The organism is Prevotella heparinolytica, assembly GCF_002998535.1.
GTDB lineage: Bacteria > Bacteroidota > Bacteroidia > Bacteroidales > Bacteroidaceae > Bacteroides > Bacteroides heparinolyticus.
Map to the genome: position 1 here is coordinate 599,906 of NZ_CP027234.1, position 17,462 is coordinate 617,367.

Consider the following 17,462-nt stretch of genomic DNA (forward strand, 5'->3'; position numbering starts at 1 on the left):
ATTGTGATTACCAAATGCCCAGGTGGCGGAATTGGTAGACGCGCACGTTTCAGGTGCGTGTGTCGAGAGGCATGCAGGTTCGAGTCCTGTTCTGGGCACAGAGGTAAAACAAGCGGTTCTTTGTTTTTTGGAAGTAAGATGGAGAGATGGCGGAATTGGTAGACGCGCTACTTTGAGGGGGTAGTGACATCATGTCGTGGGAGTTCGAGTCTCCTTCTCTTCACTTTCCTAATATTTGCGGAAATAGCTCAGTTGGTAGAGCACAACCTTGCCAAGGTTGGGGTCGCGAGTTCGAGTCTCGTTTTCCGCTCTGTTTTCATAGTATTTTTTATTAGGATGACTATAATGCCCAGGTGGCGGAATTGGTAGACGCGCACGTTTCAGGTGCGTGTGTCGAGAGGCATGCAGGTTCGAGTCCTGTTCTGGGCACTTGCTCTTTGTGAAAAGAGGGTCATCAAATGCGGAAATAGCTCAGTTGGTAGAGCACAACCTTGCCAAGGTTGGGGTCGCGAGTTCGAGTCTCGTTTTCCGCTCTCTTCTCATTCCCCAAATCTGTAATATTTTTTGGCGTTTGGTTTGAAATTATGTAAATAAATTCTTGCCTTATGCTTATTCGGTTTCGGTTCATATTGGGTTTTAGAATTCTCCCTAATTAATGGCCGTGGATATAAAGTTCTCTCTTTTCAGATTATCTTCATTTACGCATAGCCTCCCACTGCTTTCTGCTGCACCTATCATTCTCGCGAGAGCCTCGTATATGCCCTCAGGTATAATAAAAAAGAGGAATATTCGTATTGAATTTCCTCTTTTTTTACGGGTGGCAGATGGGACTCGAACCCACGACATCCAGAACCACAATCTGACGCTCTAACCAACTGAACTACAGCCACCATGTTATTGCATTTCTTAAATGCGGTGCAAAGATAGGGATAATCTTTAATATTGCAAAGAATAAGACACTTTTTTTCTTTCGATGTGCTATTTTTTTGTTTCACAGATTCCTACATTATATTGCTGGAGAAGACTGCGAGAGTTTTTAGCGAAGATTTCCAGACGTTTACGAATCTTGGGGGATAGACTGTTCGTTGGAAAATGAATAGGATAAAGAATATAGTTTTTCTCTTGCGACAGTGTAGGGCGGGCAGTCCATACAAGACTGTAACCACAAGAAGAGACACGACAATCGGGAAATGGAACGAGCGTATCTGGCTGGATTGTGTGCTTCTCACTGAAAAATATGGGACGGATGGGCTGGGGCAGATCCCATTTTTCTAATTGCAAGGTAAAAATGAGCCCACCATCGGTATTTATCGCACTCATATTAGAAATGAAATTTCCTAAAGAATAGACCACAACATGTTGCTTGCTTCCTTTGGTGAGCAATTCCATGGGCTGGATGACGTGCGGATGTGACCCTATGACGTGTGTGACACCTTGCTGAATCAGCCAATCGGCCAGCTCACGTTGTTCGCGATTGGGCAGGGAACGGTATTCCTCACCCCAATGCATGCAGGCGATAATGGCATCAGGCTGACGTGCTTTGGCGCTCTTGATGTCCTTCGCCATACTCTCTTTGTCAATGTAGTTTACGATATTGGGCGGAGTGACTTTGATACCGTTGGTGCCATAGGTATAATTGAGCAAAGCAATGCGAAAGCCTTTCTTGCGAATAAATAGAGGATAATGTTCTTTACGCTGGTTGATGTCTTTGTAAGTTCCTAAATGAGGAATATGTAAGGAATCGAGCATAAGCAGTGTGCGTTCCAAACCCTTTTTCCCCCGATCCAGACAGTGGTTATTGGCGGTCAGCAATACATCGAATCCCGCATCTTTGATGGCTTGAAGAAATTCGTCGGGGGCACTGAAGGCCGGATATCCCCGATATGGCTTGCCGCCTAATGTAGCTTCCAAATTCCCGATAGCAAGGTCGGCTTGGGAAATTTGCTCTCGGACGAGGCGGAAACAAGGAGAATAATCATACTTGCCTTCAGGAGTACAAGCAGCGTCTATTTGTGGTTGGTGTTGCATCAGGTCGCCTACAAATAATAGCGTAATCCTTTCCTGTCCGGAGAGAAGTACGCTATATAATAAAGTGATGCAAAAGAGGGTTGCTCTCATTGTTTGCTTTTATTGGTGGATGGCTTTTTTACCGGCCAGCAACGTATTCTTCATTAATGAAACAATGGTCATCGGCCCCACACCACCGGGTACGGGAGTGATGAATGAGCATTTGGGAGCCACTTTGTCGAATTGAACGTCTCCTGTCAGTTTGAAGCCCGATTTCTTGGTAGCATCAGGCACACGGGTTGTACCTACATCAATGACAACAGCTCCTTCTTTTACCATTTCTGCTTTTACGAAGTTGGGCTGCCCCAAAGCGGCGATGATGATATCAGCTTCTTGGCACTCTTTTACCAAATCCTTGCTCCGGCTGTGGCAGACAGTTACGGTGGCGTCGCCGGGATAAGCCTTTTGCATCATTAATGCCGCCATTGGCTTGCCCACAATGTTGCTACGTCCCAGTACGACGCATTTCTTGCCCGAAGTCTCTATGTGATAGCGTTTCAGCAATTCGAGTATGCCGTTAGGAGTGGCGGAAATATAGCAAGGCAGTCCGATGGACATGCGCCCCACATTGATTGGGTGAAAGCCATCCACGTCTTTGCGATAATCAATGGTTTCAATCACTTTTTGTTCGGAGATGTGTTTGGGCAATGGAAGCTGCACGATGAACCCATCCACGTCGGCATCCTCATTCAGCTCGCGTACTTTGGCGAGGAGTTCCTCTTCCGTTACATCGGCCTCATAGCGGATCAGCGTGGATTTGAATCCGCATGCTTCGCAAGCTTTTACTTTGGCGGCTACATACGTTTCGCTGCCTCCGTCGTGTCCTACGAGGATGGCCGCCAGATGGGGACGCTTTCCTCCGCGTGCCACTATTTCGGCTACTTCTGCTGCAATTTCCTGCTTTACTTGTTCTGAAATTGCTTTTCCATCAATCAGTGTCATATTCAATCTATTGTTTGGATAATTATTTTTCTGCATGATTCGCAAATGTAGAGTAAATAACCGAATAAAACAATAATCCCGCTGACTTCATTCACGATATGAAATTAGCGGGATTTTATGTCTTTGCGGTTATTCTATCTTTTCAGTTTGGGCATCATTTTTCCCATTTTGCTGCCGGTGACCATTTTCATCATTTTGCGGGTCTGGTCAAACTGTTTCAGCAGACGGTTTACCTCCTGAATATTCGTGCCGCTGCCTTTGGCTATGCGTTGGCGGCGCGAACCGTTCAGAATGGCAGGATTACTGCGCTCTTCCGGAGTCATGGAGTAAATAATGGCTTCTATGCTCTTGAAAGCATTGTCGTCGATGTCGATATCTTTAATGGCCTTGCCTACACCCGGTATCATGGATGCCAGCTCTTTCAAGTTACCCATTTTTTTGATTTGCGCAATCTGTCCCAAGAAATCGTTGAAATCGAACTGATTCTTGGCAATCTTCTTTTGCAGGCGTTTGGCTTCTTCCTCATCGTATTGTTCCTGCGCACGCTCTACCAATGACACGATATCTCCCATGCCAAGTATGCGGTCGGCCATACGGGATGGGTGGAACTGGTCGATGGCGTCCAGCTTCTCGCCCGTACCTACGAACTTGATGGGCTTGTTGACTACCGAACGGATAGAGAGGGCTGCACCGCCACGCGTGTCACCGTCTAACTTTGTCAATACCACACCGTTGAAATCAAGACGTTCGTTGAACTCTTTGGCAGTATTTACAGCATCCTGACCGGTCATCGAGTCCACAACGAACAGGATTTCGTTCGGGTTGATGGCCTGTTTGATGGCGGCAATTTCATTCATCATCTCCTCGTCCACTGCCAGACGGCCGGCTGTATCGACAATTACTAAGTCGTAGCCTTTGGCTTTGGCCTCCTGGATGGCATTTTGAGCGATGGCTACGGGGTTCTTGCTGTCCGGTTCGGAGTACATCGGAACGCCAATCTGCTCTGCCAATACACGTAACTGCTCAATGGCGGCAGGGCGATATACGTCGCAAGCCACGAGCAGGGGCTTCTTGTTCTTTTTGCTCTTCAGCATACGTGCCAGCTTTCCTGAGAAGGTTGTTTTACCCGACCCCTGCAAACCCGACATCAGAATAATGGCAGGCTTGGAGTCAAGATTAACCTCGGCCGTTTCGCCACCCATGAGCTGGGTCAGCTCATCGTGTACAATCTTCACCATCAACTGACTGGGTTTGACAGCTGTCAGCACATTCTGTCCCAGAGCTTTTTCTTTGACGGTATCCGTGAAGTTCTTGGCTACTTTATAGTTTACGTCGGCATCTAAAAGAGCTTTACGTACATCTTTCAGAGTTTCTGCAACATTGATTTCAGTGATTTTGCCTTCACCCTTCAAGATTTTAAATGATCTCTCGAGTCTTTCGCTTAAATTATCGAACATAGTATTTAATTACAATTACTAAAATTACAAATATATCCATGCATGTGATACCGCGTTTTAGCTGTTCATGCTCATCAGAAATTCGTCGTTGTCTTTGGTTTTCTCCAGACGGTCTTTCACGAAATCCATCGCTTCCATAGGATTCATATCGGCAAGGTATTTGCGAAGAATCCACATGCGATCCAGCGTTTGTTTGTCTTGCAGCAAGTCGTCGCGACGGGTGCTGGAGGCAACAATGTTGACAGCCGGGAAAATACGTTTGTTGGACAAATTGCGGTCGAGTTGTAATTCCATATTACCCGTACCCTTGAATTCTTCGAAGATTACTTCGTCCATCTTGGAGCCGGTATCAATCAGGGCGGTGGCCAGTATCGTCAACGAACCGCCCCCTTCAATGTTACGTGCCGCACCGAAGAAACGTTTGGGTTTGTGCAGTGCATTGGCATCTACACCACCCGACAGCACTTTTCCGGAGGCCGGAGACACGGTGTTGTATGCACGGGCCAGACGGGTGATGGAGTCGAGGAAGATGACAACGTCGTGTCCGCATTCTACCATGCGTTTTGCCTTTTCAAGAACAATTCCGGCTATCTTTACGTGGCGTTCCGCCGGTTCGTCGAAGGTAGAGGCAATCACTTCCGCATTGACCGTACGTGCCATGTCGGTCACTTCTTCCGGACGTTCGTCAATGAGCAGCATTATCATATAGACTTCAGGATGATTGGCTGCTATGGCGTTGGCGATGTCTTTCATCAAGATGGTCTTACCGGTTTTGGGCTGTGCCACAATCAAGGCACGCTGACCTTTACCTATCGGGGCAAAGAGGTCGACTACACGGGCAGACAAGGAATCGGAATATCCGCCTTTGCAAAGTTTGAATTTCTCGTCCGGGAAAAGCGGAGTGAGGTGTTCAAACGGAACGCGGTCGCGCACGAAAGCCGGGTCGCGTCCGTTTATTTTGGACACTTTGACCAGAGGGAAATATTTTTCACCTTCTTTGGGAGGACGAATTACGCCTTCCACCACATCGCCGGTTTTCAAACCGAATAACTTGATTTGCGATTGCGATACGTAGATGTCATCCGGTGAAGAGAGATAGTTGTAGTCGGAAGAGCGCAAGAAGCCATAGCCATCCTGCATGATTTCCAAAACACCGGTTCCGGTGAGGATGTCGTCGAATTCGTAGGCTTTTTCGCGTTCTACCGCGGGTTTGTTGTCTGCTGCTGCCGGATTATTCTCATTGCCGCCATGTTGTTGTGCGGGACGTTGTTGCATCGGGCGCTGCTGGTTGTAAGCTCCGGCGCGATTATTATTGTTATTGTCTCTGGAGCGAAGGTGTGGGCGTTGTTGCTCTGTAGGCATGGGAGCAGGAGTTGCGGGAACTTCTGTTTTGGTGGCTTCGAATTTGCCGATGAGTTCGGAAGGAAGTTCTGTTTTCTCTGTCGGGAGGTCTTCAATAGGGATAAAATCATCTTCTGCTTCGGACAAGATAGGACTTTCGTCTACTACTATATTCTTTGCCACTTTATTCGGCTCTGTTTTTGTGGCCTTTGGCTCGAAGTTCAGTTCCGGTTCGGTTACTTTTGCATTCTCTGTGGCTTTGGAGGCTGCATCGGCTTCTTCCTGTGTTTTACGGGGGCGTCCGGGTTTACGCTTGGACGAGGATTCCGTATTCTTAGGAGAGGTGGCGACTACGGTATTGGCCGGTTTGGAGGCTTCGGTCGCAGCAGTATTGGCTGGTTTGGTCGTTGGTGCTGCTTCGGCTACTTTCGCTTGTTCTTTGATAATCGGAGTTCCTTCGTTTTTTGATTTGGTGAGTTCTCCGTTTTTATTAGCAGAAAATACTTTGTTTACACTTTCCTTTTTTACTGTTTTTACAGTTACGCGAGAGCGTTTATCTCCTTTGCGCTCTTCTTTCAGTTTGTCGGCTGCTACCTTTTTAGTAGCGCCGGCAATGGCTTGTTCGTCAAGTATCTTGTAAACAAGCTCTTCTTTTTTTAATGATTCTGTTTTTTTTATACCCAGTTCTTGGGCAATAGTTTGCAATTCCGACAAGTTTTTGTCGTTGAGTTGGATGATGTTATACATACAGTATATGTGTGAATGGTTTAATGTTTTATTCTTATCGAAAAGGGCGTATTGCTCAATTGCAGTTGCTCTTTCAGTGCAATTTCGCCTATCTATTTGTATATATTATTTGTATGGGATGTTGTTGTTGAATTGGAAATCCGATTAACAACTTTTGCTTCAGCAGGCAGTTGCGGATGTTTCAACGGGGCAAAGGTAATATTTTTTTTTGGTTTTATGAATAAATCCTCTATTTTTTGTGTCATATACACATTTATTTCGGAAATGAGGAGGTTATGATCAATATGTTTTTGGTTTTTTCATCTATTCGGAAACGGTTGTCAGTCCGTTCTCCTACCAGCCAAATTATATCTTCGCCGCAGCAAAGCAGCCATTGCTGCTCTTTGCGCACAATGGAAAATTTACGGTCGGTTAAATAATCGCTTACTTTTTTCCATCCTTTCATGCCGAAAGGAACAAATGCGTCGCCATGTTTCCAGAGTCGTAACGACAAAGGGTGTTGGAGTTTGTCGGCATCAAAGCAACCGATGTGCTTATCGCCTGGAATAATAAAGTCAGGCGTATAAGCATACTTTTTCATTTCCAGAACAGGTCGCTTTGTTCCATGCAGGGGCTCTATCAGTAGAAGTTCTCTATCTTTTACAATGCGCCAGTCGGCATTGGCAAACGACTTGCCCGGCTGTCCGTCCAATGTGCGGTATATGCCTTTTACTTGGGCGGCATTGAATCCTAATGGATAGAGTATTTCAAATAAGATGGTTTCCGGTGCGGGTTCTTGCTTTAGGGCATTTATGTGTACACCTTCCGGTGTCATTATTCTCTGTTTGGCAGCTTCTATACCTATATTATATACAGAGGCGGCATCATTCAGATGTTCGGCTGTTTTGAGAATGCTCTCTTTGACCGAAGGATTTATTTCCTGCATGAGCGGAAGTAGGTTCAACCGTATTTTGTTACGGGTGTACTCGTCTTGCAGATTGGTGCTGTCTGTCACATATTCCTGTCCGATGTCTGATAAATAGTCAAGGATTTCTTTTCTGTTCAGGCAGAGTAGAGGACGTACTATCTTTCCGTTTTGGGGGCGTATACCGCGTAGTCCGTTGATACCGGTTCCACGAATCAGATTAAGAAGCAGTGTCTCTACGCTGTCGTCTTGGTGGTGGGCTACGGCAATAACCGTGGCGCCGCATGTTTTCCGTATTTCTTCAAACCATTTGTAACGCAACTCCCTAGCAGCCATTTCGATGGAAAGATGCCTTGACTTGGCTTCTTTTACTGTTTCGAAATGGGTGATATGCAATTGGACTTGTAATTCTTTACACAGTTGGCGGACAAAATTCTCGTCACGTTCAGATTCCTTGTCCCGAAGATGAAAATTGCAATGCGCTGCGTCGCACGTATATCCCATAGCCTGCAGTAAGCGCAATAATGCCACAGAGTCGGCACCACCACTCAATGCCACAAGAATCTTGTCGCTCGAAGAGAAGAGCTCATGGCGGTCGATATATCGTTTAACCTTCTGTATTTCCATATTTGTTTGGGCTGCAAGTGTAAGAGCCGTTTTTTATTTTTCCCTTAAAAAGTTTTTTATTCAGCTTCTATGTGAATATCTTTTCGAGCGGTTTTCCCTTCTTGTTGTCTGCCGCACAGCTTGCCATGCTTCTGCTAAAACAGAAAAACATCTTCCATGAAGAACGCTCAAGATAATATCGGACATATCACAAAGGTAGTGTAATTTTCTGATTTTTTGTTTGCACCGCATTGCTTTATCAACAAAGAGGTGTTACTTCGTCGTCCGTATGTCCGCACTTCGTCGTCCGTATGCCCGCACTTCATCGTCCGTATGCCCACACTTTATCGTCCGTATGCCCGCACTTTACCATGCGTATACTGGCACTTTATCCCTGATGCGGTGTGGCTTTACAATCAATGGAGTGCCACATAGTGCCGGACAACTGTTTGTTTCTTTGCGAAGTGGATTTAAGCATCGCTTAAAATGCATCTTTGATCTCCGGAACAATCTCGAATTTCGTTTCGGGAAAGTGTTTGGCCAGATAATTACGGATGTACTGCATCGTATCGTCCTGAATGGTTTTATCTTCTACGGTAGGGTAGAGATTATATAATACGGTGTGCAGGGCAATGCTTCGGCTTCTTATTGCTTCCAAGCTCAGCAAGGTGTGGTTGATACTTCCCAGCTTGCCTGAGGTGACGAAAATCAGAGGGTATTTCTTTTCCGCCACATAATCTATGGTCAGAAAATCGTCTGTCAGTGGCACCATGAGACCGCCTGCACCTTCAACGAGGACAACATCGTAGCGGCGGGCAAGTTCTTTAGTGGCGCGTTCTATCTTGTCGAAGTCGATGGCACGCTTGTCTATGCGGGCGGCAAGATGAGGGGAGCAAGGATATGAGAATATTTCGGGCATGGTGAGTCCTTCATGGTCTTCGGGCAGGTAGCCGGTGCCCATGATGCGGCGGTGCAGGTCGATGTCTTCAGAATGTCCGGTATTGCCGGTTTGGATGAATTTCTGAGTGATGACGCGCCGCTTGCTTCCATTCAGTTGGCAAGCATACCAGGCAGTACAGTAACTTTTTCCGGCATCCGTATCGATGCCGCTGATAAAATAAATCTCTGATTCCATTCTTCTTTGCAGTTTGAACTTTATTCGTTTGATTGGTTTCTTTTTTTCGCTATGATGTAAATCGGATGATAGGTCAGGGTCACTTTGTCATCTGCTTCGTGGAATAGTCGGGTGTATTCTTCACAGAAACTTTTCAGGCGGCTGCGTGTCCATATTTTCTTTTCCGTACCTGTCACTCCGGTCTCTTTCAAATGCTTCAGAACGTGCAGAGGAGTATCGAAAGAGAGCGATACAACCTCTTCCTCCGCATGAATGATGTCGAAAGCCGGACGTAGCAATGCTTGTAACTCCTCAATAGGCAGATAGCTCAACCCGTGTCCGGTCAGTTGGCGGATTTGGTGCATGTTTCTTGAGCCGAAGGTACTGAAGGCAAGAACCCCGTTTGTTGTCAGCGCACGGTGGCAACGGGTAAAGAATGCGGCCGGGTCGTTGAACCATTGCAGTGTGGAGCAGGAGGTTATCAGGTCCATATTCTTTGGAAAGTCCAGTTCTTCGGCATCTCCGGGCAGGAAACTGACACCGGGAAACAAGCACAGTTCTTTGATACATTCCTCCATTTCCCGGCAGAGGTCGTTCAGCAGTAGCGTTTCCGGTTGCAGTGTCCGTAGCAGAATGCGGGAATAGCTCCCTGTACCGCAGCCGAACTCAAGGATATGGCGGAAACGCGCAGAGAGTTCGTCGGGTTGACAGTCTTCTGCGAGCAGAGACTCCGTAAGCATCCGCATCATCTTCAGGGCAACCTGTTGCTGCACGCGGGCTTCGCGGGCATAGGTGTTTCTTGCCCGGGCAAAACGTTCGGCTATCAGTTGTTTGTCCATAGCTCTTGCAGATAATGGCGGAACAATTCTTCTTCGTAGTGTGCGTCTTCTGTCTGTCGGATGGCAGTATTCGTTTCTTTCCACGCTTGTAGCTGATTGGCGGGCGGAATGATTCGGTCGTTTCTTCCTATCACGGCTTGCTGCCAATGAAATGTGGAGGGAGGGAGCGCTTGATACATCTCTTCTATCTTTGCAAGTTCTTCACACAGCTCTTCCAACGGACGGCGGGGAGTTACTTGCAGAAAGGCTTTGAATGCCGCTCCATCAGCACACATCCGTCGCAGGAACTTGTGCAAAGAAGTTCCCGTCAGTCCATCCAGCGTGCCGCGGAAAATAGCCGGCGGAATGCCCCGATATTCATCAATCGGGTAGGGGGTGCCGTTGATGGCAGTGCTGCTTGCTATGGGCAATGCGAGATGTGGAAGTACTTGCGAAGCTACCCACACTCCCATAGACCAGCCGATTACATTGATTTCTTGGTATTCGTTCAGGCCGGATTGGTCAAAGTCGAGCGTACGATAATCGTAGCAAATCATCAAGTCGCTTCCGGCAGGACGGTACGCCTTGAAAGGAGTCTCATCTGCCCCCCAACCGGCAAAGAACAGGAGCAGGCGGGGATGATGTTCGTGTATGATATGGATTTGGTGCATAAGATTTTCTTTTAGTGCTTTCAAATATGAGATTGGCTTATGAGATGGGCCAACTCTTTTATCTTTTCTTCCTTAATTTCCGCAGTCAGCGAAAAACGGATGCGCGATGTTCCTTCGGGAACCGTGGGCGGACGGACAGGCAGTGCATAAAACCCATGGCGTTGCAGTTCTTCGGCACACCGTACGGCATCTGCACTTGCACCGATAATCAAGGGCACAATGTGGCTTACGCTCGGATGGTCGTATCCTTTGGTTTGCAAAGCCTCGCGCAGCAATCGGCTGATGCGGGCCAGATGTTGCCGCCGTTCCTGCATGGCGGGAAGTTTTCGTACGATGAACAATGTCCATGCGATGTTTATCGGGGGCAGGGCTGTGGTAAAAATCAGTGTACGCATTCGGTTGACGAGGTATTCGCGCGTCACACGGTTGCAAACGATGTATGCGCCTGCCGATGCGGCGGCTTTGCCGAAAGTACCTACGAGAAAATCTATATCCCGGATGCATCCGGATTCTTCCGCGCATCCCAGGCCGTACTTACCCCGTACTCCGAAAGCGTGTGCCTCGTCTACATAGAGCATTACGTTGTTGTAGGCACGCTTCAACTCTACCAGTTTCGTCAGGTCGGCCATATCGCCATCCATGCTGAAAATGCTTTCTGTTGCGATGATGATTTGCCGGTATGCTTCGTGATTCTCTTTCAGCAAACGTTCCAGTTGGTTGGTGTCGTTGTGGCGATAGCGTATGCATCGTGCAGTCGACAGCCTGATGCCGTCGATGATGCTGGCATGCACCAGCTTGTCGGCCAAGATAAGCGTCTGCGTATCGCTCACGGCGGGCAGAATACCGGTATTGGCATGATACCCGCTGTTGAATACCAAGGCGGCTTCCGTGTCGAACAGTCCGGCAAGTTCTGTCTCCAGTTCTTCGTAGATGTTGAAGTTTCCTGTCAGCAGGCGGGAAGAAGAGGAGGTGGGCAAAAACGTTTCTGCGGTCAGTGTCCGAAGAAACTCCTCTCTTAATCCTCGGTCTGTCGCCAAACCCAAATAATCGTTGGACGAAAGGTTCAGCATCCGTCTGTTGTCTATCGTAACGTGCCGTCCGTCGTGTATCATCCGTGGCAGACGACGCAGGTTGCTCTGTTCTTTCAAATCTTGCAGGTGTTGCTGCATATATTTAGTTGCGTTCATACTATTAATATACTCGGTTCATGAAAAGTTATTTCATCTCTCCGATGATTTTTATCAATCCGCTTGTCAGTCTCGTCAATTGTTCGGGCTCGATGATAAACGGCGGCATCAGATAGACTAATTTCCCGAACGGGCGTACCCAGATGCCCTCTTCCACAAATCGTTTCTGCATCCATGCCATATTCACATCGACGGTCAGCTCAATGACCCCGATGGCTCCCAATATACGCACATCCCGTACGAGCGGTAAGTTCCGTGCAGGCTCCAATTCTTTTTTCAGTTGGTTTTCTATGCGCCTTACTTTTCCTTGCCAGTCATATTCCGGAGAGGTCAGCAGTTTGACCGATGCGCATGCCACGGCACAAGCCAACGGATTTCCCATGAACGTAGGCCCATGCATGAATACTCCCGGCGAGTGGTTCGAGATGGTATCGGCCACTTCGTTGGTAGCCAATACGGCAGAGAGCGTCATATATCCGCCCGTCAGTGCCTTGCCTATGCACATGATGTCCGGCTCTACGCCGGCATGTTCCCAAGCAAAAAGTTTGCCCGTTCGTCCGAATCCCGTTGCTATTTCGTCGAATATCAGTAGAAGGTTATATTCTTTGCATATTCGCGCAGCCTCGCGCAGATATTGCGGATGGTAAAACCACATGCCGCCTGCTCCTTGAACAATCGGTTCAAGAATGAGCGCAGCCAGTTCTTCGTGGTGCTTTTTCACCATCTCCTGCAAATATTCGGTATCTTGGGCATTCCATTCCCCATCGTAGCGCGAATGAGGCTTGGGGCAGAAATAGCGTACTGGCAGCGCGGAACCGAACAGGGAGTGCATTCCCGTCACCGGATCGCAGACGGACATGGCATTCCATGTGTCTCCGTGATAACCGGAATGTATGGTCACAAAATTACTTTTTTCCTTTTTCCATTTTCCATGCCAATATTGTACAGCCATTTTCATGGCAACTTCTACTGCCACCGAACCGGAATCGGCGTAAAAAATCTTTTGCATGGATGGGGGAACAAGCGGCAACAATAGTTGTCCCAGCTCAATGGCGGGGGCGTGTGTCAAACCTCCGAACATGACGTGCGACATCTTGCTAAGTTGCTCCTCGGCGGCCCGGTTCAATGCCGGATGATTGTATCCATGCACAGCGCACCACCACGACGACATGCCTTCTATCAATGTTTCTCCGTTTTCCAGCGTAATGGTAGCGCCATCTGCCCGTTTAACTTTATATACAGGCAAGGGACTAGTGGTAGAGGTATAAGGATGCCAAAGATGCTCCCGGTCGAATTGCGAATCGCTGAAACGGTATCCTGCATCTTCAATCAGTACCTTATCTTCCGAAACCTTCGAGCCCAGTGTGGTTAGCAAATCGCCCACAATGGCCGAGTTGATTCCGATGTGGAGTGCTTTTTTTACGGTCCCCTGACTTAGTTGGGAGCGTCCTCCGGCAAAACGCAGGAATGCCGTCGGGTTGATGAAACGGAACAAGGCGATGGTAGTCAACACCTCTTCTTCGGTCAGCGAAGCCTGATGCTCCAAAGGAGTTCCCGGAATAGGGCTCAGCAGATTGATGGGGATGGATTGCACCTCCAGCTCTTTCAGCGTGAAGGCAAACTCTATGCGTTGTTCGATGCTTTCGCCCATGCCGATGATGCCGCCGCTACAAATGTCCATACCGGCGTTGCGGGCTGCTTGCAAGGTGCGCAATTTTTCTTCTTGCGTATGCGTGCTGCAAAGTTGCGGAAAGTATGAGGGAGCTGTTTCCAAATTACAGTGATAGCGCGTGACGCCTGCATCGTGCAGTGCTTGCATTTCGTTTTCATTCAACAATCCCAACGAGGCGCATAGTTGTATCGAGGAATTACGACGCATGTGTCGAGCTGCCTCGCACAGTTTCTTCATTTGTTTGCCCGAAGGCTTCCGCCCACTGGTCACTAATGAGAAACGTGCCACACCTTGGCTTTCATTATACTTGGCATGGCGTAGGCATTCTTCTTTATCTACCAAGTCATATACATCTGCTTGCGTCTTATAGTGTGCCGACTGTGCACACCATTTGCAATTTTCCGGACATTTTCCCGACTTGGCGTTGATTATGGAGCACATGTCGAACTCTTCCGAAGCCAAAGCTTGGGTTATTTCGTGTGCTGCATCATACAACGCTTCTTTATCAGGTTGTGCAGCCAGCCATTCGGCCTTTTCTTTTTTTATAGGATTGCCCTGCAGCACTTGGGCTTTTAGTTCTTGTACAGTCATCTTTTTTTAATCTGGTTGTGCCTTTTCCGGCTATTTAATAAAAAGCACGGTTTATCAGGATTGATGACCTGCATAGGTCGTACAGATTCCGATAAACCGTGCCGGTGGAATTGCTTCTTTGAGGAAAAGAATATTTCTTTCCCGTTTTTATAAAGTTGACACCTTGTATGCCGGAAAGAATATTCAGGAGTATTATATTTTCCGGCATTCCGAAGAAAAGAAAAGCCTCAATCTGCGGTGAGGTGCTGTAATCATCTTCTTTTCTTTTAGTAACTCCTTTCCATACGCTTTCCATGCTGCATCCTGTATAAGTGGCAGCTCCTGTGACTTTCTGCTTGGCCAATGAACAGTCTGCCACATCTTTTCGCAGGCAACCAATGGTCACACAACGCCTTATACAGGCAAACGCTGCATAACTTTTTCTGCTCCAGCGGCGGAAGCGGATAGTGGATATAATAGGTGTTCTACTCTTCATTTAAATATGCAGAGAACATATTCGTTCTGTATGATTGGTTCTCTTTTTGAGGTTGCAAATGTAGAAAAAAATATTCAAGAGTAGGCTGGGAGGGGGGCATAAAAAAAGGCTATCTATCACAGACAGCCAATCTTTTGTTAACCTTAAATCTAATACTATGAAAAACACGTTACAAAGGTACGTCCTTTTTTCTAATTTCCAAATTTTGAGGTAATAGTAGTCTGATTTATAACATGCTTTAGTATATTTATTGGTGTTATTAACCTTTGGTTTTTTCTTGTTTTTGATCTTCATTCTTTTCCGGCGTCTTTAATTAAAAATACCGTTCATTTTTTCTATGTTCCGTTTCGTCATAACATTTTGTTGTTGATAATTAATGCCGGATACTTGTTTATAGATATTTCTTGCGAGGGATACCTGCAGGCTGACCTTGATGGGGATATATCTCCACCGTGCTGTATCTAGACTTTCAGCCGAGGGCATCTATATGGTGGGCTGTGGCGGGGAGGATAGTTCTCTAAAGAGGTAAATGTTTTTCTGTCCCTTCCGGTATCCTCCATTTCTAATTGTCTCCATTCTTCCTTCGTATTTAAGCCTGTATCATCCCCGTCGCCTCTCCGTGTTCCTTCCTTCTCCTGCATGGGGAGCGTCCTTAAGCCGTCCCTTCCCCCCTTTCCTTCTCGCGCACGTATATATTATAATGTGTCCCTTCCCCTTCCTTCCTTTGCTCCCCTTTCTTTTTCTTCTCTTGGATTCCTTTGTCATTCAGCCTTTTAAGCCGTTCCCCGTATTTTCTTTTAAAAAAAGTTCCTTGTATATTTTGCGATGTTTCCCTTAAGTTCTACTTTTGCATCCGCTTTCGGCAACGGGGGCACGGGTGCTTTGACATGATGGTTTGCAGGATGCCGCAAGCGGCTTTCGTTTCCCTTTATTTTCCTCCCCTTTCGCACAGAGAGCGTCGGCGGGAAATAAAAAAGAAAAAAACTTCCGCAATAATTTGGAAGATATCGATAAAAGTCCTTACCTTTGCATCCGCTTTCCCGTTAGGGTCGGCACCATCGATCTTTGAATAGATTTACATAAACAATACAAGTAGTACAAGAGCAAGGCTTGTTTCCCGTAAAATGCGGGGATCGGTCTTGGGTAAAACAGAAGAACCGTCAATGTCCCTTATGTATTTTATACGTATGGGGTCCGCATTGGTAACTTCTTTAAATTTTCGGATGTCCTGAACAGAGCAAACGGGATTCCTTCCTTCCCCTGACCAAGGGGTCGGGTCATGTGAATCCCAATCGATACTTTTACAATGAAGAGTTTGATCCTGGCTCAGGATGAACGCTAGCTACAGGCTTAACACATGCAAGTCGAGGGGCAGCATGGGCTTAGCTTGCTAAGCCCGATGGCGACCGGCGCACGGGTGAGTAACACGTATCCAACCTTCCGGTAACTCCGGTATAGCCTTTCGAAAGAAAGATTAATCCCGGATAGTATGGTGATTCCGCATGGTTTCTCCATTAAAGGATTCCGGTTACCGATGGGGATGCGTTCCATTAGGCAGTTGGCGGGGTAACGGCCCACCAAACCTACGATGGATAGGGGTTCTGAGAGGAAGGTCCCCCACATTGGAACTGAGACACGGTCCAAACTCCTACGGGAGGCAGCAGTGAGGAATATTGGTCAATGGGCGGAAGCCTGAACCAGCCAAGTAGCGTGAAGGATGACTGCCCTATGGGTTGTAAACTTCTTTTATAAGGGAATAATTGTGGGTACGCGTACCCATTTGCATGTACCTTATGAATAAGGATCGGCTAACTCCGTGCCAGCAGCCGCGGTAATACGGAGGATCCGAGCGTTATCCGGATTTATTGGGTTTAAAGGGAGCGTAGGCGGGCGCTTAAGTCAGCTGTGAAAGTTTGGGGCTCAACCTTAAAATTGCAGTTGATACTGGGTGCCTTGAGTGCAGTATAGGCAGGCGGAATTCGTGGTGTAGCGGTGAAATGCTTAGATATCACGAAGAACTCCTATTGCGAAGGCAGCTTGCTGGAGTGTAACTGACGCTGATGCTCGAAAGTGTGGGTATCAAACAGGATTAGATACCCTGGTAGTCCACACAGTAAACGATGAATACTCGCTGTTTGCGATATAGGGCAAGCGGCCAAGCGAAAGCGTTAAGTATTCCACCTGGGGAGTACGCCGGCAACGGTGAAACTCAAAGGAATTGACGGGGGCCCGCACAAGCGGAGGAACATGTGGTTTAATTCGATGATACGCGAGGAACCTTACCCGGGCTTGAATTGCAACCGAATTATCCGGAAACGGGTAAGCCGCAAGGCGGTTGTGAAGGTGCTGCATGGTTGTCGTCAGCTCGTGCCGTGAGGTGTCGGCTTAAGTGCCATAACGAGCGCAACCCTTATCCACAGTTACCATCAGGTGATGCTGGGGACTCTGTGGAGACTGCCGTCGTAAGATGCGAGGAAGGGGGGGATGACGTCAAATCAGCACGGCCCTTACGTCCGGGGCTACACACGTGTTACAATGGGGGGTACAGCAGGCAGCTCGGCGGCGACGCCCGGCCAATCCCTAAATCCCCTCTCAGTTCGGACTGGAGTCTGCAACCCGACTCCACGAAGCTGGATTCGCTAGTAATCGCGCATCAGCCACGGCGCGGTGAATACGTTCCCGGGCCTTGTACACACCGCCCGTCAAGCCATGAAAGCCGGGGGTACCTGAAGTGCGTAACCGTCCAGGAGCGCCCTAGGGTAAAACCGGTGATTGGGGCTAAGTCGTAACAAGGTAGCCGTACCGGAAGGTGCGGCTGGAACACCTCCTTTCTGGAGTGATGTCCTTAATTTATTTATAGGAGTCCGGTT

Annotated in this window: 11 protein-coding genes, 6 tRNA genes and 1 rRNA gene; 6 read left to right on the forward strand and 12 right to left on the reverse strand. The window is 47.7% G+C overall.

Going from position 1 to position 17,462, the window contains the following annotated elements; genetic code table 11:
• Window positions 1-16 precede the first annotated feature (16 nt).
• The 5 genes from C3V43_RS02415 to C3V43_RS02435 all read left to right on the forward strand — a co-directional run bounded on the left by C3V43_RS02415 (window position 17) and on the right by C3V43_RS02435 (window position 533).
• Window positions 17-98 (forward strand) — tRNA-Leu (locus C3V43_RS02415).
• Between the two features lie 42 nt (window positions 99-140).
• A tRNA-Leu gene (locus tag C3V43_RS02420) sits at window positions 141-223 on the forward strand.
• A gap of 14 nt (window positions 224-237) precedes the next feature.
• Window positions 238-310 (forward strand) — tRNA-Gly (locus tag C3V43_RS02425).
• A gap of 37 nt (window positions 311-347) precedes the next feature.
• Window positions 348-429: transfer RNA gene (locus C3V43_RS02430), tRNA-Leu, on the forward strand.
• 31 nt (window positions 430-460) lie between these two features.
• Window positions 461-533 (forward strand) — tRNA-Gly (locus C3V43_RS02435).
• Between the two features lie 283 nt (window positions 534-816).
• On the opposite strand, the gene C3V43_RS02440 is transcribed toward C3V43_RS02435, so the two are convergent.
• The 12 genes from C3V43_RS02440 to C3V43_RS02495 all read right to left on the reverse strand — a co-directional run bounded on the left by C3V43_RS02440 (window position 817) and on the right by C3V43_RS02495 (window position 14,592).
• Window positions 817-890 (reverse strand) — tRNA-His (locus C3V43_RS02440).
• Window positions 891-978: 88 nt separating this feature from the next.
• Window positions 979-2,118: a CapA family protein gene (locus C3V43_RS02445; RefSeq protein ID WP_106068446.1), complete on the reverse strand. Its 1,140-nt coding sequence runs from the start codon at window positions 2,116-2,118 to the stop codon at window positions 979-981.
• A gap of 9 nt (window positions 2,119-2,127) precedes the next feature.
• Complete coding sequence (gene folD / locus C3V43_RS02450; RefSeq protein WP_106070423.1) at window positions 2,128-3,009, reverse strand: bifunctional methylenetetrahydrofolate dehydrogenase/methenyltetrahydrofolate cyclohydrolase FolD; 882 nt, start codon at window positions 3,007-3,009, stop codon at window positions 2,128-2,130.
• Window positions 3,010-3,143: 134 nt separating this feature from the next.
• On the reverse strand, window positions 3,144-4,466 hold the full coding sequence (ffh, locus tag C3V43_RS02455) for a signal recognition particle protein (RefSeq protein ID WP_106068447.1): 1,323 nt from the start codon (window positions 4,464-4,466) through the stop codon (window positions 3,144-3,146).
• 57 nt (window positions 4,467-4,523) lie between these two features.
• Window positions 4,524-6,554, reverse strand: coding sequence for a transcription termination factor Rho (gene rho, locus C3V43_RS02460; protein WP_106068448.1), 2,031 nt, complete (start codon window positions 6,552-6,554; stop codon window positions 4,524-4,526).
• A gap of 253 nt (window positions 6,555-6,807) precedes the next feature.
• Complete coding sequence (gene tilS, locus C3V43_RS02465; RefSeq protein WP_106068449.1) at window positions 6,808-8,085, reverse strand: tRNA lysidine(34) synthetase TilS; 1,278 nt, start codon at window positions 8,083-8,085, stop codon at window positions 6,808-6,810.
• Between the two features lie 460 nt (window positions 8,086-8,545).
• Complete coding sequence (gene bioD / locus C3V43_RS02470; protein ID WP_106068450.1) at window positions 8,546-9,199, reverse strand: dethiobiotin synthase; 654 nt, start codon at window positions 9,197-9,199, stop codon at window positions 8,546-8,548.
• Window positions 9,200-9,219: 20 nt separating this feature from the next.
• Window positions 9,220-10,017, reverse strand: a complete 798-nt coding sequence (gene bioC, locus C3V43_RS02475; RefSeq protein ID WP_106068451.1) for a malonyl-ACP O-methyltransferase BioC — start codon at window positions 10,015-10,017, stop codon at window positions 9,220-9,222.
• Window positions 10,002-10,667 (reverse strand): DUF452 family protein, encoded by a 666-nt coding sequence (locus C3V43_RS02480; protein ID WP_106068452.1) that lies wholly within the window; start codon window positions 10,665-10,667, stop codon window positions 10,002-10,004. The genes bioC and C3V43_RS02480 overlap by 16 nt, the downstream gene beginning before the upstream one ends.
• A gap of 20 nt (window positions 10,668-10,687) precedes the next feature.
• Entirely contained in the window at window positions 10,688-11,854 is a 1,167-nt protein-coding gene (locus tag C3V43_RS02485; protein ID WP_106068453.1) for an 8-amino-7-oxononanoate synthase, read from the reverse strand.
• A gap of 28 nt (window positions 11,855-11,882) precedes the next feature.
• A complete protein-coding gene (gene bioA / locus C3V43_RS02490) occupies window positions 11,883-14,117 on the reverse strand; it encodes an adenosylmethionine--8-amino-7-oxononanoate transaminase (RefSeq protein ID WP_106068454.1) in 2,235 nt (744 codons plus the stop codon).
• Window positions 14,118-14,151: 34 nt separating this feature from the next.
• Window positions 14,152-14,592 (reverse strand): nitroreductase family protein, encoded by a 441-nt coding sequence (locus tag C3V43_RS02495; protein WP_106068455.1) that lies wholly within the window; start codon window positions 14,590-14,592, stop codon window positions 14,152-14,154.
• 1,303 nt (window positions 14,593-15,895) lie between these two features.
• Here C3V43_RS02495 and C3V43_RS02500 point away from each other — a divergent pair.
• Window positions 15,896-17,423, forward strand: a 16S ribosomal RNA gene (locus C3V43_RS02500).
• The last annotated feature ends 39 nt before the right edge of the window (window positions 17,424-17,462 follow it).